This is a genomic window from Permianibacter aggregans, from assembly GCF_009756665.1.
Lineage (GTDB): Bacteria > Pseudomonadota > Gammaproteobacteria > Enterobacterales > Permianibacteraceae > Permianibacter > Permianibacter aggregans.
Genome location: NZ_CP037953.1, coordinates 1,098,423 through 1,114,704 on the forward strand (window position 1 = coordinate 1,098,423; position 16,282 = coordinate 1,114,704).

Sequence of the window (16,282 nt, forward strand, 5' to 3'; positions counted from 1 at the left end):
CCACCCTTACCGGTCGCGGGCTTTTTTGTTGACCGCGCGAAGTGAGAACGGGCAAGGAGGCAACATGAAAGTCATGAAGTTTGGAGGAAGCTCCCTGGCCGAGGCCGCGCGCCTTGGCCAGGTCATCAAGGTGGTCAGGGAAAGCGCCAATGAGCAGCGTGTCGGTGTTGTGGTTTCTGCCGTCGGCGGCATCACCAACCTGCTCGTACAGGCCATTGATGACGCGATAGCCGGTAAAAGCGACGATGTCCTCTTCAAGGAAATCCGTCAGCGCCATCAAGCCCTGCTCGATCATCCGGACAATGCCCTGAGCGGCCAAGCGCTGCAGCAATGGCAACAAGCCGAGCAAAGCTTGCTCGATGAATTGCAGCGTGATTTGAATGGTGTGCGACTGCTGAAAACCTGCCCCGATGAAGTGCGTGCCCGCATTCTCTGTAAAGGTGAACAACTGAGTTCATCGCTGATCGCGGCGCTGCTGCGACAACAAGGCAAACACGTTCTGCTGCAAGACCCGCGTGAACTGATTCGCTGCAACGGCGATGTGCTGGAAGCGCTGCCGGACATGTTCTTGCTGTCAAAAAATGGCGCGGAACTCAACCGTAAAACCTTCGATGTCGTATTGATGCCAGGCTTTTTCGCCGGCCATGACCAGCATGCCGTTGCCCTGCTTGGCCGCAACGGTTCCGACTTTTCCGGCGCCCTACTCGCCTACGCGCTGCAAGCCAAAAGCTGCGAGATTTGGACCGATGTAGATGGCGTGTACACTGCCGATCCACGCCTGGTCGCCAACGCCAAAGTGTTGCCGAATTTAAGCTTCGAAGAAGCGCTGGAACTCTGCCACTTCGGCGCCAAAGTACTGCACCCGAAAACCATCGGCCCTCTGGCAGAGTTCGGTATTCCGATTCTGATTCGCAACACGCTGAAACCGGAAGCAGCCGGCACCCGAATCGATCGCGCCTCGGTCATTCCACAAGCGGCCGCACGCGGCCTGACGCTGCTCGATAACGTCGCACTGATCACCATCGCTGGTCCCGGCCTGCAAGGCGTGCCCGGCGTTGCGGCGCGCATATTTGCTACCGTTGCGCGCGAAAAAGTATCAATTATATTGATTACCCAAGCGAGCTCGGAATTTTCTTTGAGCTTTGCCGTGCCGAGCAAAGACAGCCAGCGCGTGTTGAATGCCCTGCAACAGGAATTCAAACTCGAGCAGCAATCACACCTGATGCGCGCGTTCGAATGTGATAAAGACATCGCCATTCTGACGCTGGTTGGTGACGGCCTGCATCATCAAAAAGGCTTGGCCGGCCGCTTCTTCTCAGCGCTGGCTGCCACCCGCGTCAATGCCATCGCCATTGCCCAGGGCTCCAGCGAACGCTCGCTTTCGGTGGTCATCAGCCACAAGGAACAGCGCCGCGCCTTGCGAGGTATTCACCAACAATTTTTTGAGAGCCGCCAGCAAGTCGAGGTATTTCTGGTTGGCGTCGGCACCGTCGGCAAAGCGCTTTTGGAGCAGCTACAAAACCAGCAGCCGTTTCTACGTGAACACGGTATTGACTTGCGCTTGTGTGGTGTCGCCAACAGCAAGAAAATGTTCATGAACAGCGACGGCTTTGCACCAGAGCAAGCGATGAGTAAGTTGCAACAAGGCCAGCCCGTCGATTTGCAGGCGCTAATAGCCAACGTTAGCAACGACGGCTACTTGAACCCGGTGCTGGTTGATTGCACCAGCGATGCGCACGTGGCGCGCACCCAGCTCACCGCGCTGAAAGCCGGATTGCATGTGGTCACCGCCAACAAAAAAGCCAACACGCTCGATATGGCGTTCTACCATGACCTGCGCACCACAGCCGACCAGCAAAACCGTCGCTACCTGTACGAAACCAATGTCGGCGCTGCACTACCGGTTATCGACACGCTGCAAAACGTCGTCAAAAGCGGCGACAAACTGCAACGCTTCTCCGGCATTCTGTCCGGCTCCCTGTCGTATGTGTTCGGCCTGCTCGATGACGGCGTCAAGTTCTCCGAAGCCGTGCAAAAAGCCAAGGCCAAAGGCTTTACCGAACCCGATCCGCGCGATGATTTATCCGGCATGGATGTCGCACGTAAACTGCTAATTCTGCTGCGCGATTCCGGCTCGATCGCCGAACTCAGCGACATCAACGTCGAAAATATTTTCCCGGCTGATTTTGATTTGAACGGCAATGTCAGCGACTTCATGCAACGCTTACCTGAGGTCGATAGCTACTTTGCCGAGCGCATTGAAAAGCTGAAACAGCACAACAAAGCGCTGCGTTTCGCTGGCGTTATCGAACAGGGTAAGGCCCGCGTCGGCTTGATCGAGGTTGACCGGGAACACCCGCTGTACCCGATACGCGATGGCGAAAACGCGCTGGCGTTTTACACTCGCCGTTACGATCCGGTGCCACTGGTTATCCGTGGTTACGGTGCCGGTGCCGATGTCACCGCAGGAGGCGTGTTCGCCGACGTTTTACGCACCGTTTCCTTCCACCCGGCGCGGGGCATGTTATGAGCACCACCGCTTTTGCCCCGATATCCTCCGGAAATTTCATCATCGGCTTCGACATCCTTGGCGCCGCGATGAAACCGGTAGTTGGCGAACCGTTGGGTGACTGGGTCAGCGTAGAATCCGCGCCGGAAAACTCGCTACAAATCACCGGTCCATTTCGCGAGCAATTGCCCGCCGACCCGAAACAAAACATCGTCTGGCAATGCCTGCATTACTACACCGAAAAGCTGCTTCAACACGGTGGCAAACCCAGAGCGGTTCAATTGACGCTGCACAAAGCGCTACCGGTCGGCTCCGGTCTAGGCTCTAGTGCTGCTTCTGTCGTCGCTGCCATCAAAGCGCTGAATCTTTTGTATGACAACGCACTGAGCAATAACGAACTGCTGATACTGGCCGGCGAACTCGAAGGCCAGATCAGCGGCAGCATCCACTACGACAACGTCGCACCGAGCCTACTCGGCGGCCTGCAACTGATGTCGCATGGTGAACAAAAAGCCCTGGCATTACCCACCCCGCCTTGGCACTACGTACTACTGCACCCCGGCACCCAGCTTGCAACCAAAGAAGCCCGCGCCGTGCTGCCGAAAACCATTCCACTGAAACAAACCACCGATGTCGCCATGCGCCTCGCTGGTTTTGTTCATCATCTACACCAATCGCAATTTGCCGAAGCCGCCGCGTTGTTGGACGATACCTTGATAGAGCCGCATCGCGCGCCATTGATTCCACACTTCGCGGAAGCACTGCAAATCGCCAAGGCCAATGGCGCACTCGCCTACTCCATCAGCGGCGCAGGCCCCACGAGCTTGGCCGTTTGCGAAAGCCGTGCCAGTGCCGAGAAAGTACAGCGAGCGTTACTGCAGGTTTATCCTGGTTCAGAAGTGAAAAGCTGGATCTGTGTGATCGATCAGACAGGTGCAAGGCAGTCGGAAATTCCAGGTCGTTAATATGCTTTCATCATTTTGTTTCGAAGTAACAGACATCGAAAAGAAAAAAACGGGTCCCCGTCTGCGCCAGCCGGCTGAAAGCCAACTTTCTCCTGGCGCCATTACAAAGCATCGGCACGGTGCTTTTGTTCCCTCTCCCCTTGTGGGGGAGAGTTAGGGAGAGGGGGCCGCCGAAAACGCACTGTCCTGAAGTAAATATCCCCCCGCAAAGCCGGGGGCTTTAAATTTGTGAGCCGCTCGAAGCGGCTTGTTCGGGGTCGCTAACGCGGCCCCGCGTATTTTCTGCCACCTTGACGGTGGCCTCTCAACTCCACAGCTTCATTTGTTCGAGGCGCTCATCCTCTTTTTCCTGGTTCCGGATGTACTCTCGAATTGTCTCTTCGTCTCGCCCCACTGTCGAAACGAAGTACCCCCTCGCCCAAAAGTGTTGACCGATAAAATTTTGCTTTCGTTCTCCATATACTCGCGCTAGATGTATGGCGCTCTTTCCCTTGATAAAACCCACTACCTGCGACACCGCATGTTTCGGTGGTATCGAAATCAGCATATGCACATGATCTGGCATCACATGCCCCTCTTCGATCCGGCATTCCTTCCGCGCGGCCAGTTTATGGAATATCTCTCCGAGATGCGGTCGCAGTTGCTTATACAGCGTCCTTCGACGGCACTTCGGAATAAATACTACATGGTATTTGCACTCCCACTTTGAGTGGCTTAGGCTTTCAAACTCGTCCATTTCGGTTTCTCCGATTCGTGTTGCTTGGCGGCTCACGTTTCGGAGTTTCCGTTATGGACTCCAGTAATTGTCAAACTGCTGCTGCCACCCCGGCAGAGCCGGGGGAACTCCCGTTACGGCTTAGCAAACCAACCCATTCGAGAACCCATACATGCAACTCTACAACCTAAAACACCCCAATCAACAAGTCAGCTTCCGGCAAGCCACACTGCAAAGCATCGGCCGCGATAGCGGACTATTCTTCCCGTCCATACTCCCCCGCTTCGACGACATCGACTCGCTGCTGTCGATGAGCTTCGTCGATCGCTCCAGCGCCATTCTGCAACATCTGCTCGGTGACGAATTTGGCCACGACACCATCGACGACATGGTGCGCAATGCCTTCACCTTTCCGGTGCCGGTCGTCCCGGTCGAAGACAACATCTGTACACTCGAACTCTTCCACGGCCCGACACTGGCGTTCAAAGACTTCGGCGCCCGCTTCATGGCGCAAGTCATGAGCCATTTAATCGAGCGTGGCGATCACAACGGCCCGTTAACCATTTTGAGCGCCACTTCCGGCGATACCGGCGCCGCTGTTGCTCATGCCTTCCACAACGTGCCCAATATTCAGGTCGTCGTGCTCTATCCAAAAGGCAAAATCTCCAGCCTGCAGGAAAAACTGTTCTGCACACTCGGCGGCAACATTCACACCATTGCCGTCGAATCCGATTTCGACACCTGCCAGGACTTAGTTAAACAATGCTTTGCGGATGCCGAACTCGTGCGCCGCTACGGCCTGAACAGCGCCAACTCCATCAACATCTCACGCCTAATCGCCCAAACCACTTACTATTTTGAAGCCACTGCGCAATTACGCGGAAAAGAAGTTGTCATCAGCGTTCCCTCTGGCAACTTCGGCAACTTGACTGCCGGATTAATCGCACAATCGCTCGGAGCCCCCATCAAAGCCTTTATCGCCAGCACCAACATCAACGACACCGTACCGCGCTACCTCGCCACCGGCGACTGGCGCGTCAACCTGACCCAGGCCACGATGTCAAACGCGATGGACGTCAGCGCACCAAACAACTGGCCACGCATCGAAGCCCTGTTCGCCCGCCATCAAAAAGCGCCAAACGTCGAACTGCGCTACAACGCCGTCACCGAAGCAGAAACGACCGAAGCCATGCTGCAATTGAAAAACGCTGGCTATATCTCCGAACCGCATGGTGCAGTTGCTTATGCCAGTTTGAAAAAGCTATTGCTACAGGGTGAGCACGGCGTATTTCTTGGAACCGCCCACCCGGCAAAATTCAAAGACTCAGTGGAAGCGACATTGCAACAAAGCATTAGACTACCGGCAGAACTGGAAGCCGTAGCAAACAGAAAAGTGCTTTCGAGCACCATATCAGCAAATAAAAGAGAGCTAGAAAATCAGTTGGCTATCTATGTCGCTGACTAAAAATCCATGAAATAAGAATCAATTTCACTTGGCATCAACACGGCACTCAGACGTGCCGTAAAACGTAGAAAAACTGCAAAAGACATCTATTAGTGCGGGAAATGAAAGAAAAGCAGTCCAAGACGTAATCGCTTGAATTTAATGACCTTTTCAAAAAAGCAAACTCGAAAAATGTGTCAGCACACAAGTAAAACTAGCACCATAAGAGACCGTTTTGATTTTTGTGTATCTGGTTTCATCCTATCCTCAATGGGATGTAATTATGAACTCAACACGTAGGTTTGGCAGAAATGTCCAACAATTATCCTCTGAAGCGTAACATCCGTTGAGCTTCGCTTTGCTCAGCGCCAAGCTACCGGAACGCCTCTTTCACGAGTTGGACAGCAAAACCTGAACAAACAAAAAGGGCCGCTTTCGCGACCCATTTTTTGTTTTGCTTACAAGCAGTAAACAAAAATAAACAACCCGATCCAGACCACGTCAACGAAGTGCCAGTACCAGGCGGCGGCTTCGAATGCAAAATGCTTTTCCGGAGTGAAGTGACCTTTGGCCATACGGAACAACATAACGAGCAGCATCAGCGTGCCGAGCGTTACGTGCATGCCGTGGAAACCGGTCAGCATAAAGAAAGTGCTGCCGTAAACACCCGCGTCGAGAGTCAGCCCCATTTCGGTGTAAGCGTGATGGTATTCAACACCTTGCAAGTACAGGAACACGGCGCCCAGAGCGACGGTCCAGAACAACCAGGTCCAGGCCTTGAAGTTGTTGCCGGCGATCAGCGCGTGGTGGGAAATGGTCAGCGTTACCGATGAAGTCACCAGGATGATGGTATTGATCAGCGGCAAGCCCCAAGGCGGCATCGCGGTGGTGGTGTCGCCGCCTGGTGTCAGGGTCAGCGGCCATACGTTGACGAAATCCGGCCACAGCAGTTCGTGGGTAGAGACTTTCGCGCCTTCACCGCCGAGCCATGGCACGACAAACAAGCGGATGTAGAACAGCGCGCCGAAGAAGGCCGCGAAGAACATTACTTCCGAGGTGATGAACCACATCATGCCCTGACGGAAAGAGCGGTCCATTTGCTTGCTGTATAAGCCACCGAGGCTTTCATCGATAACGTTGGACCACCAAGTCCACAGCATGCCGATAATCAGCGCGATACCGGCCAGCAATACCCACAGACCATAGCTGTCACCGGCTTTGTCAGCATACAGACCAGAGTTTTGATGCACGGTGCTGGCAGCACCGAACACAATCAGACCCAAAGCAATGGAACCGATAAACGGCAGCTTGCTCTGTTCCGGCACGTAGTAGTGTTCGTACTCGCCGTTATTGGAGGGCGTGTTCGCCATGTTTTCTCTCCCTCGCGTTTAAACGCGACACTCAATTTGCGGAGCGGTGTGGCACCGCTGTTACTCAAGCGCGGATGCGTTACACACCCGCTCCTACAAAATTATTGTGCTGCCACGTTGTTGTCGGTGGCGGCGTCGGTAATGTTGTACATCGTGTAGGCCAGCGTGATCGTGTGCACGTTTGCCGGCAGTTGTTCATCGACGAAAAACGCCAAACCCAAATCGGCTTTGGCCCGACCGTCCAGCGGTTGGTTGTTGAAGCAGAAGCATTCGGTCTTGTTGAAATACAAGGCCGCCTGTCCCGGGCTGACGCTCGGCACGGCTTGACCAATCAGATGCTTACCACTCAGGTTTTCCGCCAGGAAATTCACCTGGTGCATTTCACCGAGTTTGACTTTCATTTTCGCGACCGGTGGTTGGAATTTCCACGGCATACCGCGATCAACATGAGCGACAAACTCGATGGTCACTTCCCGCTCTTTGACGTCACGCGCACCTTGTTCGGCAACCGTAATGGTCTTGCCGTTCAGGCCGGTGATTTCGCAGAACACGTCGTACAACGGCACCATGGCAAAACCAAACGCCGTCATGCCCAACGCGATACCGGCCACTTTCAAGGCCAGCGATTTATTGCGTTGTTTCAACTCGTTCGTGTCTTTCATGGTGCGTCTCTCTTTCGTTAAAGCCCGCGCGATTAAGCGCGGGGAAGCCATTAACTGTGAGCGTTTTCGTCAGTCACTTTCGGTGGCGTGCTGAAGGTGTGGTAAGGCGCCGGGCTCGGCACCGTCCACTCCAGACCATGGGCACCTTCCCACGGTTTGGCCGGCGCTTTTTCGCCGCCTTTGATGCACTTGACGACGATGTACAGGAACAACAACTGCACAATACCGAGGCCGAAGGCACCAATGGTGCTCAGCATGTTGAAGTCGGCGAACATGATGTTGTAGTCAGGTACTCGGCGTTGCATGCCAGCCAGACCCGAGAAGTGCATCGGGAAGAAGGTCAGGTTGACGAAAATGATGCTGAGCCAGAAATGCCACTTGGCCAGGCCTTCGTGATACATGTGGCCAGTCCATTTCGGCAGCCAGTAGTAGGCAGCCGCGATGGTACCAAAGATGGCGCCCGGGAACAGCACGTAGTGGAAGTGGGCAACCACGAAGTAGGTGTCGTGATACTGGAAGTCAACCGGTGCCATCGCCAGCATAACGCCGGAGAAACCACCAATGGTGAACAGCACGACGAACGCGATGGCAAACAGCATCGGCGCTTCGAAGGTCATTGAGCCTTCCCACATCGTCGCTACCCAGTTGAAGATTTTGACGCCGGTTGGCACCGCAATCAGCATGGTCGCGTACATGAAGAACAGCTCACCGGCCAGCGGCATGCCGGTCGTGAACATGTGGTGGGCCCAGACGACGAACGACAGAAACGCGATCGATGCAGTCGCGTAGACCATCGAGCTGTAACCGAACAGCGGCTTGCGGGCAAACGCTGGAATGATCGCCGAGGCAATACCAAAGCTCGGCAGAATCATGATGTACACCTCAGGGTGACCGAAGAACCAGAACACGTGCTGGAACAGAACCGGGTCACCACCGCCGGCGGCATTGAAGAAGTCGGTGCCGAAATGGCGATCGGTCAGCATCATCGTGACCGCACCGGCCAGAACCGGCATAACCATGATCAGCAGGAACGCGGTGATCAGCCATGTCCAAACGAATAACGGCATTTTCATCAGCGTCATGCCAGGGGCACGCATGTTCATCACGGTAACGATAACGTTGATCGCGCCCATGATTGAGGACAGACCCATGATATGCACCGAGAAAATGAAGAAGTCAGTGCTGGGCGGACCATAAGTGGTTGACAGCGGCGCGTAGAACGTCCAGCCGAAGTTCGGACCACCGCCTTCCATGAACAAGCTCAGCACCAGCAGCGCAAAAGCGAAAGGCAGAATCCAGAACGACCAGTTGTTCATGCGTGGCAGCGCCATGTCAGGCGCACCAATCATCAACGGGATCATCCAGTTAGCCAAACCGGTGAAGGCCGGCATAACGGCACCGAACACCATGATCAGGCCGTGTACGGTCGTCATCTGGTTGAAGAAGTTCGGCTCAAAGAATTGCAGACCCGGCTGGAACAATTCCGCGCGGATCATCAGCGCCATGAACCCGCCGAGCAGGAACATGGCAAACGCGAACCACAGGTACATCGAACCGATGTCCTTGTGGTTGGTCGTGAACAGCCAACGCTTGATACCGGTTGGCTTGTGGTCATGATCGTGATGATCGTGAGCCTGTGCGTGTGCGCCCATGGTCATCTCCCCTTATTTACCTTGTTTAACGGCGGCGATATCTGCTGGCTGCACCACCTGACCGGTGTTGTTGCCCCAGGCATTACGCTCATAAGTGATCACGGCAGCCAGCTCCAAATCGGACAGCTGAGCACCGAAAGCCTGCATCATCGAACCGGCTTTGCCGTAAACGACGATATTGATGTGGTCATTGACCTGATCCGGGTTGACCGCCATAGCGGAGCCTTTCAGCGCCGGGAAGGTCGGTGGCAGACCGGTACCGTCCGGCTTGTGACAGGCAGCGCAAACGCGGTTGTAGACTTTTTCGCCTTCGGCCATCAGATCTTCCAGCGACCAGTTGGCGGCTGCGGCAGCAGCGGCGGCTTCTTCAGCAGCGCGTTTTTCTTCCAGCTTTTTCGCCATCCAGGAATCGTATTCTTCGGCACTAACGGCACGAACAACGATAGGCATGAAGCCGTGGTCTTTACCGCACAGTTCGGCGCAGACGCCACGATAGATGCCCGGCTCCTCAATACGCGCCCAGGATTCGTTGACGAAGCCGGGAATCGCATCTTTCTTGATACCGAAATCCGGAACCCACCAGGAGTGAATCACGTCTTCGGCGGTAATCAGGAAACGAATTTTCTTGCCGATTGGCAGCACTAACTCGTTATCGACTTCCAGCAGGTAGTTTTCGTCTTTTTCCGTTGGCTTGTTACCGGCAGTAATGACACCGCCTTTGATGACGTTGCCAACGGCTTTAAACGGGTTTTCGCTCAAGCTGTCAGAGTTGATGAACTTATCGCGTGGCGTCGACAAATTGGAGAAATACTCCAAGCCGGTATCTTGATAGGTATAACGCCATTTCCACTGATAGCCACGGACCACAACGCTCATGTCCGCTTCGGAGGTGTCTTCGTGCTCAATCAGCATCCGAGTGGCCGGCACCGCCAGCGCAATCAGGATGATGAACGGAATGGCCGTCCAGATCACTTCCAACAGGGTGCTGTGCGACCAGGTCGCCGGCTTTGGATGCGCGGAACGGCGGAACTTGACCATCGCGTAGGCCATGGCACCAAACACCAGAATCGCGATGATCAGCATCACTAACATGGTCATGTTGTGGTGGCTGTATGCATCGCGGCTGATGACGGTGACACCTTCGCGCATGTTCAGCGAGGAATCAGCCGCTTGCACTGCTGTCATCGACAACAATGCCGCGCTACCGAGCCCGGCTTTGAGCTTGCTCAAAAAAGACATGCCTCATCTCCATCAAAATGACAGACTGCGGGAACGCTGCAGTCCGGTGAAGGACCTTTAATTACTGGGTTTTTACGGGAATTTCAGTAGATAAAGGCCAAACCCGAGCCGCCCCAAGTCGGCCCAGGCAAATTTAAGGTAGCGGATTTTAAGGGCTGCGGCGTTTTGCCGCTAGCAAAAAACCCCAACTTTTCCGTTAGATAGAAGACTTTTAATATACTTTCGGGTCTTGACGAACCGGAAATCGCTGCTGTGTCCCCTACTGAACTCACCGCCTTGCTGCATCGCGAAATCCCTTTGGCTGCCGCCATAGGCCTTCGTGTCGAAAATTTGAGCGAACATGGGCTGCAGGTTAGCGGCCCGTTTGCTGCCAATCAAAACCTGCACGGCACGCTGTTCGCCGGCAGCATTTATTGTTTTGCCACGCTCGCTAGCTGGACGTTGGTACATGCACTGTGCCAGGAAGCCGGCCTGGCGGCGGCCGTCGTGCTACAGGAAGGCAACATCCGTTACCTGAAACCCATCACCGATCAGCCGCAGGCGCTGGCCAACATGCCGGAACCCGCAGCGAAAGCCCGCTTTCTGCAGATGCTGCGCGAACGCGGCAAGGGCCGGCTCAGCGTTGAAGCAACGTTGACCCAGAACGGCGAGCCAGCGGCGGTTTTTATCGGCCAGTTTGTCGCGGTAAGGGAACATGAGTCATGAATAAAACGCTGTTCGGATTGGCGGTGGTGCTTTGCGCCCACCTGGCGCTCGCTGCCGAGCAACTGGCTCTGCCCGATGGCAGCATGATGACCCGACATTTGCCGACGACCTCGACCAGCAAAGGCGATCTGCTGCTGCTTAGCGGTCGTGATGGCAGCTACCGCCAACAGAGCGTGTTGCCGCAACTGGCCGACAGCTTGAGCAAACTGGAATGGACCAGTTGGTTGCCGCCGCGTGAAGCCGGTGATGCCCTGCCCGAGGATCGTTTTCGGGCCGCGCTGCAACAGCTGACGACGGGCGCCACCTCGCAACCGCCGATGAAAGCCATCATCGCTGAGGACGATGCCGCCCGGTTCACGATCCAACAATTGATTGGTGGTGAAGTCGCGGCAGTCGTGCTGCTCAATGCCGGCGCCGAATTGAATGTCGATTTGGTGGCGTTACCGGAAGCGCTGAATGGTCGTATCATTGAAATCTGCGCACCCAAAGCGCGCAATGCCGACGCCTGCCAGCAACGACGCGAGGCCAATCTGCCGCAACTGAATGTGCATCTGGTGCCGGCGGCGAATGCGGCGTTCAGTCACCGCGAAGCCTGGGTGCGCAATGTCGTGCACGGCTTTCTGAGCCGGATGCAGCGACAAGCGGCTCAAAAATGAAACGCCGTTTGCAGCACCAGAAAGTCGAGGCCAGGATTCGGTGACTCGGTGTAACCGTTCGAGTAATGGCGATAGCGAAGGCTAATATCCAGATTCGCTGACCATTGCACACCGAGGGCAAAATCGAGCACGAAATTGGCCTTGCTGCCCATTTTCACTTCTTCAAAACGCTGCTCGCTCAAATACGCGAGACCAATGCCGGCATCGGCAAACGCCGTTTCGCCACGCCAACGCCAGAGCGCCGATATCGCCGCCAGTTCCAGTTGATCGTAAGCCTCGGTATCTTTGCGTGATTGCGCGCTTGCCGCATGGATGTTGATGAAGGTTTGATCGACCTTCAAAAAGCGAATCGCTTTCGGAAATTCGGATTCGATAAAACCATCGACGCCGATGATATGCGCGGTGCTGATATCGCCGCTTTGAATCAGCGTATCGTTCATGCCATTGCCTACCGTCAACGCCAGCGAATCGAATGCCTTGGCCGAATTTGCGATGAGGGTCAACAGCAAAGCTAGCGCTGTACGCGAACAAATCTCAGACATCATTTCCTCGATGTTTCTTGATTAACTGGTAGGCGTCCTGAATCGACTGGGCACGGGCGGTGACTTCTTTCATCATTTCTTCCGGCAAGCCCTGCGCGACCAGTTTGTCTGGATGATGCTGGGCCATCAAGCGCCGATAGGCTTTCTTAATCGTTTCGTCATCATCGCTGGCTTTGACACCCAAGGTTTCGTAAGCCGCCTGCAGCTGCGTCTTACTCGATTGACCAGTGCGACTGGAATGAAAACGCTGGGCACCGACGATTTGGCCGATCACGGCATCGAGTTGATCGCGATTGAAACCAAGCGCACTGCCAATATTGAGCAGCAGCAGCCGTTCGCGATCATGGATCTCGCCATCGGCAAGCACGGCCTGAATCTGGATTTCCAGAAAGGTTTGCAACAGATTTTGCCGACGCAGGCATTCGCGCTTCAAATCGCGCAAGGCCTCATATAAATCGAAACCGGTTTCTTTGCCTTTATTGAACAAATCAATGGCGACTTTTTTCTGACCCTCGTTCAACGAGAACTGGCGCATGACTTCTTGCGCAAAAGCAATTTCCTGTTCGCTGACCCGACCATCAGCCTTGGCCAAATGGCCCAGTACCGAAAAGGTCGCAGTAAAAAAAGCAGTTTGCACGCGTGTTTGCGCGCCGGGTGAAAAATCTTCATCGATTTCGTAATCAGTGGCGCCCTTGTCGACCTGATGGCCAATGACTGCGCCAATCAGCGCGCCGAGATAACCACCCATCAGGTAGCCAACGCCGCCACCAATCGCTTTGCCCCACCACGACGACATGCCATTCGGCCACTTCATTGTCCGGCCTCATTGTTGGAAAAAAACTGTTGCTCCACCTGTCGCAATCGCTCCGGTGTGCCGATATCAAACCAGTGACCGCGAAAATGCTCGCCACTAATCCTTTCGCTTTGCATCGCTTCGCGCAGCAGTGGCGCCAGCGGTGCTTTGCCCGGTTTGCAGTCGCTAAATAATTTGGGTGAAAACACACCGATACCGGAATACGTCAACGCGAGCTCGGCACGCGTATCATCCGGCGTGGCAAACACCTCCGGCGCCCGAAAACCAAAATCACCTTGTGGTCGATGCGGGGGATTATCCACCAGAACCAAGTGCGCGAGCTTCGATGCCGATAAGGTTTGTGTAACAAAACGATAATCGGTCCAGATATCGCCGTTGACCAATAGGAATGGTTCGGTGCCGAGCAGAGGCAAAGCCTTGACGATACCTCCCAGCGTTTCCAGCGCTTCGCCTTCCGGCGAATAGCGAATTTTGATGCCGTAACGTGAACCGTCACCGAGAAAATCTTCGAGCTGTTGACCGAGCCAAGCGTGATTGATGATCACTTCCGAAAATCCGGCCTTGGCCAATTTGTGCAGATGAAACTCAATCAACGCCGTGCCAGCAATTTTCAACAACGGTTTCGGCGTCACATCGGTCAATGGTCGCATTCTTTCGCCGCGACCGGCAGCCAGGATCATCGCTTTCATGCCAGCGCCTCCGGAATACGTGGCGCTATCTCCTCATGCAGCCATTGCGACAATGGTTTCAACTCATCGTAAGCCGCCGTGGTTTCCAGACAATAGCGCAAGGTCAAAGGCAAATCGCGAAGGTAAAGGGTTTTGCCGTCGCGATGCGCAAGCCGAGCGAAAATACCCAGCACTTTCAGATGCCGTTGCAAACCCATCCAGTCAAACCAACGAAGCCAGGTATTTTCGCTGACTGGCGGCAACAGGTTTTTGCTGAGTAGCAGCGAGTGATAATCCAGCGCGAACTGCCGCACCCGCTCGGGCGGCAACCGGTAATAACAATCTTTCAACAGACTGACCAGGTCATAAGTGGCCGGGCCCCAAACCGCATCCTGAAAATCAATGATGCGATTACGATTGCACTGCAACATCAGATTGCGTGAATGAAAATCACGATGGGTCAACAGTTCCGGTTGTTCAGCGGCACTTTGCAACAACAGTTCTCCCTGTTGCCGGTACATCGCTTGCACATCATCAGAAAATGGCAGATTCAAATGCCGGACCAAAAACCATTCCGGCAAAATCGTTAGCTCGGTTTGCAGGCGGCCGTCGCGATAATGCTCAAGCTCCAGCGGCAATTCGCGTACCGACTGCCACTGCAACAGACTGCGCATGGCGTGGCCGTAAAACGCGGTTTCGTTTTCCGGTGTCAGCAACGGCAACAGTAGTTGCTCACCGAGATCTTCCTGCAGCATGAAGCCTTGCTTGAGGTCGTGAGCCAATACCTTCGTGACCGGCACACCGCGATGATTCAGCGCTGACGCGAGCTCAACGAAGCGCGCGGTATTTTCCCGCTCCGGCGGCGCATCAACGGCGATATACGACTGCTTGCTCGTCTGCCAACGAAAATAGCGGCGAAAACTGGCGTCACCAGAAACCAGTTGCCATTCGCCTTCGATACTCGTTTGTTGCTGCACCCAACTTTGCAGCGCCGCCTGCCGGGTATCCATTCAGTCGTCGCTGGCCTCGATAATCTCGAAACTGCTGGTGATCTCGACATTGTCTTTCAGCATCAATGCCACCGAACAATATTTTTCCAGCGACAGGCTAACCGCGCGCTCGACCTGATCCGGCTTCAATTGCTTGCCGGTGACGATGTATTTGGCGTGGATTTTCCTGAATACTTTCGGACTGGTTTCCGCCCGTTCACTGTCCAGTTCGCAGACGCAATCGAGCACGTGCTGGCGGCCTTTTTTCAGAATCATCACGACATCGATCGACGAACAACCGCCGACAGCCATCAATACCATTTCCATTGGCGTCGGCATGCTGTCGCGCCCGCCGCTGTTGCTGCCGGCCGACATGGTCACGGCATGGCCGCTGGCCGACTCGCCGACAAAGCTTAAATCCTTGAACCAGGACACCTTGGCTTTCATTACTTCACGCTCAACTAAAGCTAAAGTGCCAAAGCTTATCATGGCCCCCAGCCGGCTTGCGCGTCGCGCTGATTTTGCCAAACTGGACGACTCATACCTAATGCATACGTGATCAAGGCCGCGTTCTTGCACGCCCGGTCAGGGTATACTCAACGCAAATAACATGCTCTACTGTGCACACCGCAGTCTTCGGTCTGTTCAAATAATCAACAGGCAAGCTGACCGAAAGGGGCACCTTTAAGGATTGGCAAGGAGTACATCAATGGCCCTGACGAGAAGGCTACTATCTGATCCGACGATGGAGTGGTTCATTTCGCATTGCCATCGCCGCAAGTATCCGGCTAAAAGCACCATCATCTACGCCGGCGACAAACCCGATACCTTATATCTGATCCTCGACGGCTCGGTTTCAGTGCTGATCGAAGATAACGATGGCCGCGAACTGGTGCTGGCCTACCTGAACCCCGGTGATTTCTTCGGTGAAATGGGCCTGTTCGATGGCCAGGACATCCGCAGTGCCTGGGTCCGGGCCAAGACCGAGTGCGAAGTGGCCGAAATCGGTTACAGCAAGTACCTGCAACTGGCCAAAGAAAACTCGGAAATCCTGGTCAAGCTGGCTGGCCAGATGGCGCTGCGCCTGCGCGCCACCAGCCGCAAGGTTTCCGATCTGGCCTTCCTCGACGTCACCGGCCGGGTTGCCCGCACCTTGCTTGATCTGTGCAAACAGCCGGACGCAATGACCCACCCGGAAGGCATGCAAATCAAAATCACCCGTCAGGAACTTGGCCGCCTGGTCGGTTGCTCGCGGGAAATGGTCGGCCGGGTGTTGAAAGCGCTGGAAGAACAGGGCCTGATCACCGCCCGCGGCAAAACCATGGTCATTCGCGGCGCCCGCTAAGGCGGCG

At 54.9% G+C, this 16,282-nt stretch carries 16 protein-coding genes; 6 read left to right on the forward strand and 10 right to left on the reverse strand.

The window, feature by feature from the left end:
* Window positions 1-64: 64 nt before the first annotated feature.
* Both thrA and E2H98_RS05055 read left to right on the forward strand, forming a co-directional pair.
* Window positions 65-2,530 carry a bifunctional aspartate kinase/homoserine dehydrogenase I gene (thrA, locus tag E2H98_RS05050; protein ID WP_133593041.1) on the forward strand — a complete coding sequence of 822 codons (2,466 nt, stop codon included), beginning with the start codon at window positions 65-67 and terminating at the stop codon, window positions 2,528-2,530.
* Complete coding sequence (locus E2H98_RS05055) at window positions 2,527-3,474, forward strand: homoserine kinase (RefSeq protein WP_133593040.1); 948 nt, start codon at window positions 2,527-2,529, stop codon at window positions 3,472-3,474. The genes thrA and E2H98_RS05055 overlap by 4 nt, the downstream gene beginning before the upstream one ends.
* Window positions 3,475-3,778: 304 nt before the next feature.
* On the opposite strand, the gene tnpA is transcribed toward E2H98_RS05055, so the two are convergent.
* The gene (tnpA, locus tag E2H98_RS05060; protein WP_157591253.1) at window positions 3,779-4,210 is read right to left on the reverse strand and encodes an IS200/IS605 family transposase; all 432 of its coding nucleotides are present in this window, start codon (window positions 4,208-4,210) and stop codon (window positions 3,779-3,781) included.
* A 151-nt stretch (window positions 4,211-4,361) separates the two neighbouring features.
* Here tnpA and thrC point away from each other — a divergent pair, with 151 nt between their 5' ends.
* The gene (gene thrC / locus E2H98_RS05065; RefSeq protein WP_133590980.1) at window positions 4,362-5,654 is read left to right on the forward strand and encodes a threonine synthase; all 1,293 of its coding nucleotides are present in this window, start codon (window positions 4,362-4,364) and stop codon (window positions 5,652-5,654) included.
* 437 nt (window positions 5,655-6,091) lie between these two features.
* On the opposite strand, the gene E2H98_RS05070 is transcribed toward thrC, so the two are convergent.
* The 4 genes from E2H98_RS05070 to coxB all read right to left on the reverse strand — a co-directional run bounded on the left by E2H98_RS05070 (window position 6,092) and on the right by coxB (window position 10,556).
* Entirely contained in the window at window positions 6,092-7,003 is a 912-nt protein-coding gene (locus tag E2H98_RS05070; RefSeq protein ID WP_133590978.1) for a cytochrome c oxidase subunit 3, read from the reverse strand.
* A gap of 101 nt (window positions 7,004-7,104) precedes the next feature.
* Entirely contained in the window at window positions 7,105-7,665 is a 561-nt protein-coding gene (locus E2H98_RS05075; RefSeq protein ID WP_133590976.1) for a cytochrome c oxidase assembly protein, read from the reverse strand.
* A 50-nt stretch (window positions 7,666-7,715) separates the two neighbouring features.
* Entirely contained in the window at window positions 7,716-9,317 is a 1,602-nt protein-coding gene (ctaD, locus tag E2H98_RS05080) for a cytochrome c oxidase subunit I (protein WP_133590974.1), read from the reverse strand.
* A 12-nt stretch (window positions 9,318-9,329) separates the two neighbouring features.
* Window positions 9,330-10,556 carry a cytochrome c oxidase subunit II gene (gene coxB / locus E2H98_RS05085; protein WP_133590972.1) on the reverse strand — a complete coding sequence of 409 codons (1,227 nt, stop codon included), beginning with the start codon at window positions 10,554-10,556 and terminating at the stop codon, window positions 9,330-9,332.
* 252 nt (window positions 10,557-10,808) lie between these two features.
* Here coxB and E2H98_RS05090 point away from each other — a divergent pair, with 252 nt between their 5' ends.
* Together E2H98_RS05090 and E2H98_RS05095 are read left to right on the forward strand one after the other, a co-directional pair.
* Window positions 10,809-11,261: a YiiD C-terminal domain-containing protein gene (locus tag E2H98_RS05090; RefSeq protein WP_157591254.1), complete on the forward strand. Its 453-nt coding sequence runs from the start codon at window positions 10,809-10,811 to the stop codon at window positions 11,259-11,261.
* Window positions 11,258-11,917, forward strand: coding sequence for a hypothetical protein (locus E2H98_RS05095; RefSeq protein WP_133590968.1), 660 nt, complete (start codon window positions 11,258-11,260; stop codon window positions 11,915-11,917). The genes E2H98_RS05090 and E2H98_RS05095 overlap by 4 nt, the downstream gene beginning before the upstream one ends.
* On the opposite strand, the gene E2H98_RS05100 is transcribed toward E2H98_RS05095, so the two are convergent.
* Genes E2H98_RS05100 through E2H98_RS05120 form a run of 5 tightly spaced genes read right to left on the reverse strand, consistent with a single transcriptional unit; the run spans window position 11,908 to window position 15,377 of the window.
* Window positions 11,908-12,420 carry an acyloxyacyl hydrolase gene (locus tag E2H98_RS05100; RefSeq protein ID WP_157591255.1) on the reverse strand — a complete coding sequence of 171 codons (513 nt, stop codon included), beginning with the start codon at window positions 12,418-12,420 and terminating at the stop codon, window positions 11,908-11,910. The two genes, E2H98_RS05095 and E2H98_RS05100, sit on opposite strands and share 10 nt — an antisense overlap.
* A 31-nt stretch (window positions 12,421-12,451) precedes the next feature.
* Window positions 12,452-13,273: a co-chaperone DjlA gene (gene djlA / locus E2H98_RS05105; protein ID WP_198325240.1), complete on the reverse strand. Its 822-nt coding sequence runs from the start codon at window positions 13,271-13,273 to the stop codon at window positions 12,452-12,454.
* On the reverse strand, window positions 13,270-13,962 hold the full coding sequence (murU, locus tag E2H98_RS05110) for an N-acetylmuramate alpha-1-phosphate uridylyltransferase MurU (RefSeq protein WP_133590964.1): 693 nt from the start codon (window positions 13,960-13,962) through the stop codon (window positions 13,270-13,272). Before murU ends, djlA begins: the two co-directional genes overlap by 4 nt.
* Window positions 13,959-14,951 carry an aminoglycoside phosphotransferase family protein gene (locus E2H98_RS05115; protein WP_133590962.1) on the reverse strand — a complete coding sequence of 331 codons (993 nt, stop codon included), beginning with the start codon at window positions 14,949-14,951 and terminating at the stop codon, window positions 13,959-13,961. The genes murU and E2H98_RS05115 overlap by 4 nt, the downstream gene beginning before the upstream one ends.
* Window positions 14,952-15,377 carry an OsmC family protein gene (locus tag E2H98_RS05120; protein WP_133590960.1) on the reverse strand — a complete coding sequence of 142 codons (426 nt, stop codon included), beginning with the start codon at window positions 15,375-15,377 and terminating at the stop codon, window positions 14,952-14,954.
* Between the two features lie 262 nt (window positions 15,378-15,639).
* Here E2H98_RS05120 and crp point away from each other — a divergent pair, with 262 nt between their 5' ends.
* The gene (gene crp / locus E2H98_RS05125; RefSeq protein ID WP_133590958.1) at window positions 15,640-16,275 is read left to right on the forward strand and encodes a cAMP-activated global transcriptional regulator CRP; all 636 of its coding nucleotides are present in this window, start codon (window positions 15,640-15,642) and stop codon (window positions 16,273-16,275) included.
* Window positions 16,276-16,282 lie beyond the last annotated feature (7 nt).

What these genes read in the sequence shown, in the direction of transcription:
- thrC (WP_133590980.1), top strand. Translation starts at nt 4,362, where the DNA reads ATGCAACTCTACAACCTAAAACACCCCAATCAACAAGTCAGCTTCCGG.
- tnpA (WP_157591253.1), bottom strand. Translation starts at nt 4,210, where the DNA reads ATGGACGAGTTTGAAAGCCTAAGCCACTCAAAGTGGGAGTGCAAATAC.
- E2H98_RS05120 (WP_133590960.1), bottom strand. Translation starts at nt 15,377, where the DNA reads ATGAAAGCCAAGGTGTCCTGGTTCAAGGATTTAAGCTTTGTCGGCGAG.
- djlA (WP_198325240.1), bottom strand. Translation starts at nt 13,273, where the DNA reads ATGAAGTGGCCGAATGGCATGTCGTCGTGGTGGGGCAAAGCGATTGGT.
- thrA (WP_133593041.1), top strand. Translation starts at nt 65, where the DNA reads ATGAAAGTCATGAAGTTTGGAGGAAGCTCCCTGGCCGAGGCCGCGCGC.
- E2H98_RS05070 (WP_133590978.1), bottom strand. Translation starts at nt 7,003, where the DNA reads ATGGCGAACACGCCCTCCAATAACGGCGAGTACGAACACTACTACGTG.
- E2H98_RS05075 (WP_133590976.1), bottom strand. Translation starts at nt 7,665, where the DNA reads ATGAAAGACACGAACGAGTTGAAACAACGCAATAAATCGCTGGCCTTG.
- coxB (WP_133590972.1), bottom strand. Translation starts at nt 10,556, where the DNA reads ATGTCTTTTTTGAGCAAGCTCAAAGCCGGGCTCGGTAGCGCGGCATTG.
- E2H98_RS05115 (WP_133590962.1), bottom strand. Translation starts at nt 14,951, where the DNA reads ATGGATACCCGGCAGGCGGCGCTGCAAAGTTGGGTGCAGCAACAAACG.
- murU (WP_133590964.1), bottom strand. Translation starts at nt 13,962, where the DNA reads ATGAAAGCGATGATCCTGGCTGCCGGTCGCGGCGAAAGAATGCGACCA.
- E2H98_RS05095 (WP_133590968.1), top strand. Translation starts at nt 11,258, where the DNA reads ATGAATAAAACGCTGTTCGGATTGGCGGTGGTGCTTTGCGCCCACCTG.
- E2H98_RS05055 (WP_133593040.1), top strand. Translation starts at nt 2,527, where the DNA reads ATGAGCACCACCGCTTTTGCCCCGATATCCTCCGGAAATTTCATCATC.
- crp (WP_133590958.1), top strand. Translation starts at nt 15,640, where the DNA reads ATGGCCCTGACGAGAAGGCTACTATCTGATCCGACGATGGAGTGGTTC.
- ctaD (WP_133590974.1), bottom strand. Translation starts at nt 9,317, where the DNA reads ATGGGCGCACACGCACAGGCTCACGATCATCACGATCATGACCACAAG.